Annotated in this window: 8 protein-coding genes and 2 tRNA genes; 7 read left to right on the top strand and 3 right to left on the bottom strand. The window is 71.8% G+C overall.

Annotated elements, in window-relative coordinates; all coding sequences use genetic code 11:
• The coding region (locus tag E1284_RS42720) for a hypothetical protein (RefSeq protein ID WP_207924139.1) at positions 1–231 on the bottom strand (231 nt) is incomplete at its 3' end.
• Positions 232–623: 392 nt separating this feature from the next.
• On the opposite strand from E1284_RS42720, the gene E1284_RS35885 reads away from it, so the two are divergent.
• The gene (locus tag E1284_RS35885; protein ID WP_131944607.1) at positions 624–2,099 is read left to right on the top strand and encodes an RNA polymerase sigma factor; all 1,476 of its coding nucleotides are present in this window, start codon (positions 624–626) and stop codon (positions 2,097–2,099) included.
• Positions 2,100–2,150: 51 nt separating this feature from the next.
• Here the strand turns inward: E1284_RS35885 and E1284_RS35880 are convergent, their stop codons facing one another.
• Positions 2,151–3,236, bottom strand: coding sequence for a phosphotransferase family protein (locus tag E1284_RS35880; protein ID WP_131944606.1), 1,086 nt, complete (start codon positions 3,234–3,236; stop codon positions 2,151–2,153).
• Between the two features lie 453 nt (positions 3,237–3,689).
• On the opposite strand from E1284_RS35880, the gene E1284_RS35875 reads away from it, so the two are divergent.
• The gene (locus E1284_RS35875) at positions 3,690–4,376 is read left to right on the top strand and encodes a hypothetical protein (protein ID WP_243714952.1); all 687 of its coding nucleotides are present in this window, start codon (positions 3,690–3,692) and stop codon (positions 4,374–4,376) included.
• A gap of 62 nt (positions 4,377–4,438) precedes the next feature.
• Here E1284_RS35875 and pdxR read toward each other — a convergent pair whose 3' ends face one another.
• The gene (gene pdxR / locus E1284_RS35870; protein ID WP_341770457.1) at positions 4,439–5,806 is read right to left on the bottom strand and encodes a MocR-like pyridoxine biosynthesis transcription factor PdxR; all 1,368 of its coding nucleotides are present in this window, start codon (positions 5,804–5,806) and stop codon (positions 4,439–4,441) included.
• A gap of 69 nt (positions 5,807–5,875) precedes the next feature.
• Here pdxR and E1284_RS35865 point away from each other — a divergent pair, with 69 nt between their 5' ends.
• The 5 genes from E1284_RS35865 (at position 5,876) to E1284_RS35845 (ending at position 8,152) form a co-directional block, all read left to right on the top strand.
• On the top strand, positions 5,876–6,526 hold the full coding sequence (locus tag E1284_RS35865; RefSeq protein WP_131944605.1) for a pyridoxamine 5'-phosphate oxidase family protein: 651 nt from the start codon (positions 5,876–5,878) through the stop codon (positions 6,524–6,526).
• Between the two features lie 52 nt (positions 6,527–6,578).
• Complete coding sequence (gene orn / locus E1284_RS35860; RefSeq protein WP_131944604.1) at positions 6,579–7,175, top strand: oligoribonuclease; 597 nt, start codon at positions 6,579–6,581, stop codon at positions 7,173–7,175.
• A 55-nt stretch (positions 7,176–7,230) separates the two neighbouring features.
• A tRNA-His gene (locus E1284_RS35855) sits at positions 7,231–7,306 on the top strand.
• 121 nt (positions 7,307–7,427) lie between these two features.
• Complete coding sequence (locus tag E1284_RS35850) at positions 7,428–7,994, top strand: response regulator transcription factor (protein WP_131944603.1); 567 nt, start codon at positions 7,428–7,430, stop codon at positions 7,992–7,994.
• Between the two features lie 85 nt (positions 7,995–8,079).
• Positions 8,080–8,152 (top strand) — tRNA-Lys (locus tag E1284_RS35845).
• Positions 8,153–8,252: the final 100 nt, after the last annotated feature.

Genomic DNA, 8,252 nt, shown 5'->3' with positions numbered 1-8,252 from the left:
CACCACGACGTCGCCGACGCCGACCCCATCCAAGACGCTCAAGCCCTCCACCCGCTCCTCCGCCCCGAACCCGACCCGCTCAACGCAAAGGGCGGGCACGCTGGTCGTGAGCGGGGGCTGCCACCTGTCTGCTCCCGGAGATAGCTGTCCGATCGCAATCCGTGCGAGGGGCGGGACTGTCAACTGGTCCTCATCGGCCGCCGCACCGCTCAGCGCGAGCGACGGTGGCACGCTCGCCAACGGTCAGACTCACATGGTCACAGTGACTCTCTCCCAGAACTGCTCCAGGTCCGGGTCCGGCCCTGTCTCCTTCTCTCCCAACGGCAGCGTGACCGTCTCCTGGACGTGCCAGGCTGGCGGCGGGGGCGGATCAGGAGACGGCGGGGGCTCTGGCGGCACCGGCTGATCGGCGAGTGTGAGCTAGATCACTTTTGTGTGACCGGGTGCCCCTCGACTAGGACAGATGGCAACAAGGCGTACCGAATCAGTCACTGAAATCTGTCCTTGAGGAGAAATCCCAGCAACTTGGTGGCAAGATCAGGCAACCAGAGTCGGCCGACAGGCGTCGGGGCTCGCCGGGGGCACGATCACAACACCACCGAGATTCGACTGGGAGGGTTCCCGTGGCCGGTGAGCCAGGGCCCGGGCAGAACGACGACCAGAGGCTGGCGGACTCGCTGCGAGCCGGGGACGTCATCGCCCTGACCGAGGTCTACGACACGTATGCGCCGTTCCTCTACGACTACTGCCACGGCCTGCTCCGCGACCGGGTGGAGGCGGCCGGCGCGCTGCGCAACGTCGTCATCGCGGCCCGCGAGCACGCGGACCGGCTCACCGAACCGGACCGGCTGCGCGGCTGGCTCTACGCGATCGCCCGCAAGGAGTGCATGCGGCGCCGCGACAGCCCGAACCGGCACACCGGGCAGGAGGCGCCGGAGGCCGAGGACGACCTGACCCCCGAGCAGCTCGCCCGCCGCGAGGAGCGGCGGCTGCTCGCGCACAGCGCGCTCGCCGCGCTCAACGGCCGGCAGCGCGAGGCGATCGACCTGTCGGTCCGGCACGAGCTGGACGAGGTCGACGTCTGCGGCGTCTTCGGGATCCCGCTGGAGGAGACGCTCGCGCTGGTCGAGAAGGCCCGCGAGGACCTCGCCGCCGCGCTGCGGGCGGCCCTCATCGCGCAGAACCACTGGAAGAGCTGCCCCAGCGTGGCGGCGCTGACCGAGTCGTGGCCGCTGTCCCCGCAGACGTCGACGTCGCTCGTCCGGCATGTGGCGAGCTGCCCGATCTGCCAGGTTCAGCAGACGCCGGAACTGCCCCCGGACCGGCTGCTGTCCGTCCTGCCGATCGCGGCGATCCCCGCCGAGCTGCGGCTGGACGTGCTGACCGCCGCGACCGCCGAGGACCGCGCCGGCAACCGCCGCGCCATCGCCGCTTGGACCGAGCCATTCGACGAGTACGGCTGGCCGCTCCCCTACCAGCCGGCCGCCCCGCGCGCCCGCGACCGGGAGCCGCGGCGGCGCGGCCCGGTGCTCGCGGCCGTCGCCGTGACCGTCGGCCTGCTCGTGCTGTTCGCCGGCGGCTGGACGTGGCTGCACAACGGCAGCGGGCCGAACGCCTCGGCCACCGGTCCGTCGGTGCCCGGAGACAGCGGTTCACCGGGCGACTCGGCCGTGCCGGAGCCGTCGCCGACCGAACCGTCCCCCACGGTGTCCTCGCCGTCGCCGAGCCAGTCCAAGTCGCCGTCGAAGTCGCCGTCGCCCTCCAAGAGCCCGTCGAAGACGCCGACGACGGAACCCCCGGCGCGGCCGACCACCGAGGCCCCGAAGCCGCCCAAGCCGGGCAGGCTGTCCGTGGACGGATGCGACATGGAGAGAAGGGACTCCTGCGCGATCACGATCACCGCTGTCGGGGGCCCGGTGAACTGGCGGGTGACCGGGACGTCCGGGCCCGTCCGGACGACCGGAGGCTCCGGGCACCTCGACGCCGGGGAGAGCACCCAGGTTTCGGTGTCACGGGCGGACGGCTTCTGTTTCGGCAAGCAGACCGGCTCCGTGTCGATCTCGCCCGGCCAGTCCGCTTCGGTGTCCTACACCTGCTGACCGCTCGCTCCGCCCGCCGGACGGGCGTCCGTCCGGCGGGGGACGGGCGGGCTAGGAGAGGGAGCCGGTGTCCAGGGTCTGGTGGGCGCGGTCCAGGAGGACGGGGACGCCGCCGCCGATCTGCTCGAACCCCTCCCCCACGGTCGCGTTCTGCAGGAAGCGGGCGTGGATGCCCTCCAGGATGACCGCGAGCTTGAAGCACGCGAACGCGACGTAGAAGTCGAGGCCGGCGAGATCGAAGCCGGTCAGCGCGGCGTACCGCTCGGTGAACTCGCGGCGCGTGTAGAAGCCGGGCGCCGAGGTGATCGTGGCGCCGACGGGGAGTTCGTCGGCGTCGGTGGCCTCGGACCAGTAGACGAGCGTCAGCCCGAGGTCGGAGAACGGGTCGCCCAGCGTCGACATCTCCCAGTCGACGACGGCGGCGATCTCGGGGCGCGGCTCCAGCCGGGCGAGCGCGTTGTCGAGCCGGAAGTCGCCGTGGACGAGCCGGGCGGGGGCGTCCGCCGGCATCCGTTCGGCGAGCCGCGCGACGAGCCGGTCGTACTCGGGCAGGTCGCGGGTGGTCCCGGTGGCCCTGATCGCCTCCTGCGAGCTGTCCCACTGCTTGCCCCAGCGCTTGAGCTGGCGCTCCATGTAGCCGTTCGGGCGGCCGAAGTCGGCCAGCCCGACGGCGTCCACGTCCACGGTGTGGATCGCCGCGAGCGCCTCCGCGAGCGCGGCGGAGAGGCCGCGCGCCTGCTCGGGGGTCATGTCCGCGGCGTCCTCGCGGGTGCGCAGGACGCGGCCGTCGACGAAGTCCATGAGGTAGAAGCGGGCGCCGATGACGTCCTCGTCGTCGCAGAACGCCAGCGTCGTCGGCACCGGCACGGCCGTCCCGCCGCCGAGCGCGGACAGCACCCGGTACTCGCGGCCCATGTCGTGGGCCGTCGGGAGGACGTGGCCGAGCGGCGGCCTGCGCAGCACGACGCGGCGGCCGCCGTCCAGGGTGATCCCGTACGTCAGGTTCGAACGCCCGCCCGCGATGAGGTCGATCGCGGTGATCCGTCCCGACCCGGGCAGCTCACGGGCCAGCCAGGACGCCAGGCGGGGGACGTCGATGCCGGGAACCCCGGCCGGAAGTTCTGCGTCAACGGTCATGACGCTCTATTAGAACGTGGCTCGGTCCGGGGCGTGAACCCCACCCCCGTACATGGGCCCTCACCTGCGCGCGGACGCTTATACGCGCGATGCGTTGTCGTCCACTTCCGGCCGACTTGCAGGGAGGCTTCACCCGGTCTTCAGCATCCGCACTGACCTGCGGGAACACCGCCGTACACGGGCCCGGGCCCGGATGGTCCCCAGATCTCGCGGAGAAAAACCTGATGCCAGGTGGAATCTTTGAACACCCGGGGTACGCCTCTGCGACGACACCCGAGCACGCCGGGCTCCTCCTGGCACGGGTATCGGCAGCCGTCACCCGGCCCATGAGACGGCAGGCTGGACTTATGAGTCTCGCTGGGCTAAGAGAAGAGGACTAGACCATTCGGGACTAGACCGCCCGATTGGGGGGGACGCACCGTGGCAGACGCATGGCTGCCGGGAGCCGGCCGCATGCCGGCACAGCAGGACGGAGGAGCGTTGCGGGGAGGTGCTCCCCGTGCCGTCTGGTGCGCCGGAGAGTACGATCCGCGCGCCGTCTCCGCACGCTCGGTGGCCGCCGACCTCGGCAAGGAGGACCGGCCGCCGCACCTGGTGTGGCATCCCGGCACCGGCGAGATCGTCCAGCTCCTCCCGATCACCCGCGCGGCCCGGCTGCTCGGCGACCGCGTCGGCCGGGAGGGCCGCGTCTGCGCGCAGATCATGGTGGTCGGCCAGTCCCGGACGCCGTTCACCGGATCGCTGCTCCTCGGGCTCGACGCCATCGTCCAGTGGCTGGACGCGTGGGGCGTCGCGCGCCGCTGGCCGGCCGGCCCCCCGCTGCCGTCGCCGCAGTCCTACCACGCGAGCCGCACCCGCAAGGAGTGGGCGCGCGGCGGGCACTACGGCGCGTCGCAGGTGCCGACGCTCGACCGCCCCGACCCCGGCGGCATCGACATCCGGCGCATCACCGGGCCCGACACCCCGGTCGCGCCGATCCCGAAGCCGCGCGCGCCGAGCGCTCCCGGCGGGGCCCGGCTCCTGCCGCGCCCGCGCACGCCCGACCCCGTCCGCCCGCCGCAGGCCGACCCGCCCGCCCCGGCGCCGCTGCGGCCCGCCTCGGAGCCCGTACCGGTCGGCCAGTCCGCCATGTCCAACTGACGGAAACCGACCGATCACCCCCGGCACCCGCCCACGTCGCCGATCTCGTCGCACTGCCGGGCTCAACCGGCGAGGTCCCGGACGATCTCGCAGCCCTTGCGCAGCTCGGTCATGGTCGCCGCGGCCCCGTAGCCGATCACCAGGCCGGACGCGCGCCGCGGCCCCATGTGGTGGCGCTCCAGGGTCTCCACCAGGACGCCGCGTTCGCCCGCCTCGACCGAGATGCGATGCGCCTCGGACTCCGGGACGTCCACGACCAGATGCAGGCCCGCGGTGTCGCCGCGCAGCCGGAGCCCGTCCAGCGCCCGCACCACCACCTCCCGGCGGCGCGCGTACTCGCCGCGCATCCGGCGGACGTACCGGTCGAGATCACCGCGTTCCAGGAGGAGGCGCAGCGCGTCCTGCGGGACGACGGCGGTGCGGTCGTTCAGCAGCTCCCGGCGCAGCGCCACCCTGCCCACCAGGTCGGGACGCCCGGCGAGCCACCCCACGCCCATGTCCGTGGTGAGGATCTTCGCGGTCGTGCCGAGGTAGACGACCACGTCCGGGTCGAGCCCGTACAGGGCGGGCAGGGGCGCCACGTCGAACCGGAACTCGCCGTCGTAGTCGTCCTCGGCGATGAGAGCCCCGTTGCGCCGCGCCCACGCCAGCAGGGCCTGCCGGCGCGGGACGGGCAGGACGCCGCCCATCGGGTACTGGTGCGACGGCGTCGTGTAGACGAGGCGCAGGTCGTCCGGAAGGGCGTCGGCGATGATGCCGTGCTCGTCGACAGGGCACGGCACAAGCTCCGCACCACGTCCCCTGAGGACGGTGCGCGCCTTCCCGTAGCCCGGGTCCTCCACCCCTACGCGGTCGCCTGGGCGAAGCACGGTCGCGGCAAGGAGATCGAGCCCGTTCGTTGCTCCGCGCGTCACCAGGAGGCCGTCCAGAGGGACGCTGACACCGCGGCTACGTCTGATGTAGCCCGCGAGTGCCTCACGCAGGCCCGGGAGACCGTGCGAGTCCTGGCGCTGCTGCGGAGGCACGCCGGCGGCGAGCCGCCATGCCCGGCGCCACGCGGGGGTGTCCAGGGCACCGATCCAGGCGGTGCCGGGCCTCAGGTCGATCTCGTGCGGGGCCGCCGTCCTCCGCGCTGGCCTCGTCACCGGTTCCTGTGGCCTCGGCACAGGCGCGGCGGCGACGCCTTCGGTCACGTAGGTGCCGGACCCGTGCCGCCCTTCAAGCCACCCCTCCGCGTACAGCTGCTCGTAGGCCTCGGTCACCACCGTCCGGCTGACGCCCAGCAGCTTTCCCAGCGCCCTGCTGGACGGGAGGCGCTCCCCCGCGGCGAGCCGTCCCTCCGCCATCGCGTCCCGCAACTGGCCGACGAGCTGGGCGCTCATCGGCTCCTCGGCGTCCCGGTCGACGGCGAGCGGCAGATCGATCGACAAAGTGGTCTCCGGCTATGCGCATCAAGTGGCCATACCGACCAGGCCACTTCCCTCCTAGCGTAAACCGGTATGAACACACTCTCCTCGACCGACCGCACCCGCCTCACCAGGCTCCCCGAGCGTTCCGGCACCGACCGCTCCGCGCTCTACGACATCCTCGACGCGGGCCTGATCTGCCACCTCGGCATCATCGTGAACGGCTCACCACGCGTCCTCCCCACCGGATACGGCCGTCTGGACGACACCCTCTACATCCACGGCTCCACCGGTGCGAGCAGCCTCATGGCCGGGCCGTCCCAGGACGTCTGCGTCACCGTGACCCATCTCGACGGGATCGTCCTGGCCCGATCGGTGTTCCACCACTCCGTCAACTACCGAAGTGCCGTCATCTACGGGAGACCCCAATCGGTGACGGAAACCGACGCGAAGCTCACCGCACTACGGGCCATCACCGAGCAACTGGCCCCCGGGCAATGGGACGCCACGCGCGCCCCCAGCCGAAAGGAACTCGCCGCAACGGCCGTACTGGCGATCCCCCTCTCCGAGGCGTCGGTCAAGCTCCGCCAGGGCCCGCCCAGCGACGACGAACCCGACCACGCCCTCGACGTCTGGGCCGGCGTCCTGCCCGTCCACCAGGCGTTCGGCCCGCCGCGCCCCGACCCGCTCCTCCGTCCCGGCATCCCCGTTCCCGGACATATCGCCCAACGCGTGACCTCCTAAATCCATCCGGCTCAATGCCCCGCGCAGTCGTCCATGGCCGTAGGGTGAATGCATGAACGAGCGGCTGGTCTGGATCGACTGCGAGATGACGGGACTCGACCTGCGCAACGACGCGCTCATCGAGATAGCCGCGCTGGTCACCGACAGCGAGTTGAACATCCTCGACGATGGCGTCGACGTCATCATCAAACCGCCGCCCGAGAGCGTGACGCAGATGACCAAGGTCGTCCGCGACATGCACACCACGTCCGGTCTCCTGGACGCCCTGCCGACCGGCGTCACCCTCGCCGAGGCCGAGGACATCGTCCTCGCCTACATCCGCGGCCACGTGAAGGACGCCAACAAGGCGCCCCTGTGCGGCAACAGCATCGCCACCGACCGGTCCTTCCTGGCCCGCGACATGCCCGCCCTCGACGCCCACCTCCACTACCGCATGGTGGACGTCTCCTCCATCAAGGAGCTGGCCCGCCGCTGGTACCCGCGGGCGTACTTCGCCAGTCCGGAGAAGAAGGGCGGCCACCGCGCCCTCGCCGACATCACCGAGAGCATCCAGGAACTGCGCTACTACCGCGCCGCCGTCTTCGTCCCGCAGCCCGGCCCCGACTCCGACACGGCCCGATCCATCGCCGCCAAGGTCGCCTCCGGCTGACCCACCCCCGCGAAGCCGCTACACTACTGGGGAGCCGGGAGTGATCCCGGCCGCGGTGGGTGTAGCTCAGCTGGCAGAGCACTTGGTTGTGGTCCAAGATGTCGGGGGTTCAAGTCCCCTCACTCACCCCAGCGCGGGGCCCCGGTCGATCGGCCGGGGCCTTTGTCATATGCGGCGCGGTCCATCGACTCTCGAAGATCGTCCCGTTATGCTCCGTCCCTATACATGTCAACGACACGCCAAGGGCAACGGATGAGTGTCGACGAGACGGCCCCACTGCGCGTCCTCGTGGTGAACGCCGACCCCCGGCTCCGCGCGGACGTGGTCTCCCTCCTGGACGCAGGCGACGAACTCCAGGTCGTCGCCGACACCCCCGACCCCCAGACCGCCCTCGCCCTCGCCGGGCGACTGCGCCCCGACATCGTCCTGCTCGACGCGCCCTCCGCCGCCCACACGGCGGCCCTCAGCGCGACCTCCCGCGTCTTCCTCCTCACCGACGACCGGCCCGCCGCCGAGACCGCGCTCCGCGCCGGCGCCTGCGGCCACCTCGTCCCCGGCTCCTTCACCGTCCGCGACCTCATCCGCGGCGTCCGCGACGCCTCCCGCACCACCCTCGGCCTGTCCGCCCGCGAGTCGGAGGTCATGGACCTCATCGCCACCGGCCGCTCCAACGGCGAGATCGCCCGCCAGCTCTTCCTGTCCGAGAAGACCGTGAAGAACCACGTCAACCGCATCTACGCCAAGCTCGGCGTCAGCTCCCGCGCCACCGCCATCGCCCTCTGGCGGGGCATGGTCAGCGTCCTGCCCGCCCGGGACTAAACCGATTCGCACAGGCCCCCGCCCCCTGGTACTGTTCTTCCTGTCGCAAGGGACCCCGGCCCCGGCCGAGGCCCCACACGAACAGGCGCCGTTAGCTCAATTGGCAGAGCAGCGGACTCTTAATCCGCGGGTTCGGGGTTCAAGTCCCTGACGGCGCACTCGGGCACCCCTGTTCGCAAGCGCCCCTTTGGGGCTCTTGCTTCCCGGGTGCCTTGCTTTTTTTGGGGGGACGACCCCCCATGCCCCCCGATCTGGGGG

The organism is Actinomadura bangladeshensis (assembly GCF_004348335.1).
Taxonomy (GTDB): domain Bacteria; phylum Actinomycetota; class Actinomycetes; order Streptosporangiales; family Streptosporangiaceae; genus Spirillospora; species Spirillospora bangladeshensis.
The sequence above is the reverse complement of the archived record's forward strand: the minus strand, read 5'-3'. Positions and strand labels throughout refer to the sequence as shown.

Excerpts from the sequence above, each read along its gene's own strand:
- E1284_RS35850 (WP_131944603.1), top strand. The coding sequence starts at position 7,428 with ATGAGTGTCGACGAGACGGCCCCACTGCGCGTCCTCGTGGTGAACGCC.
- E1284_RS35880 (WP_131944606.1), bottom strand. The coding sequence starts at position 3,236 with ATGACCGTTGACGCAGAACTTCCGGCCGGGGTTCCCGGCATCGACGTC.
- orn (WP_131944604.1), top strand. The coding sequence starts at position 6,579 with ATGAACGAGCGGCTGGTCTGGATCGACTGCGAGATGACGGGACTCGAC.
- E1284_RS35875 (WP_243714952.1), top strand. The coding sequence starts at position 3,690 with ATGCCGGCACAGCAGGACGGAGGAGCGTTGCGGGGAGGTGCTCCCCGT.
- E1284_RS35865 (WP_131944605.1), top strand. The coding sequence starts at position 5,876 with ATGAACACACTCTCCTCGACCGACCGCACCCGCCTCACCAGGCTCCCC.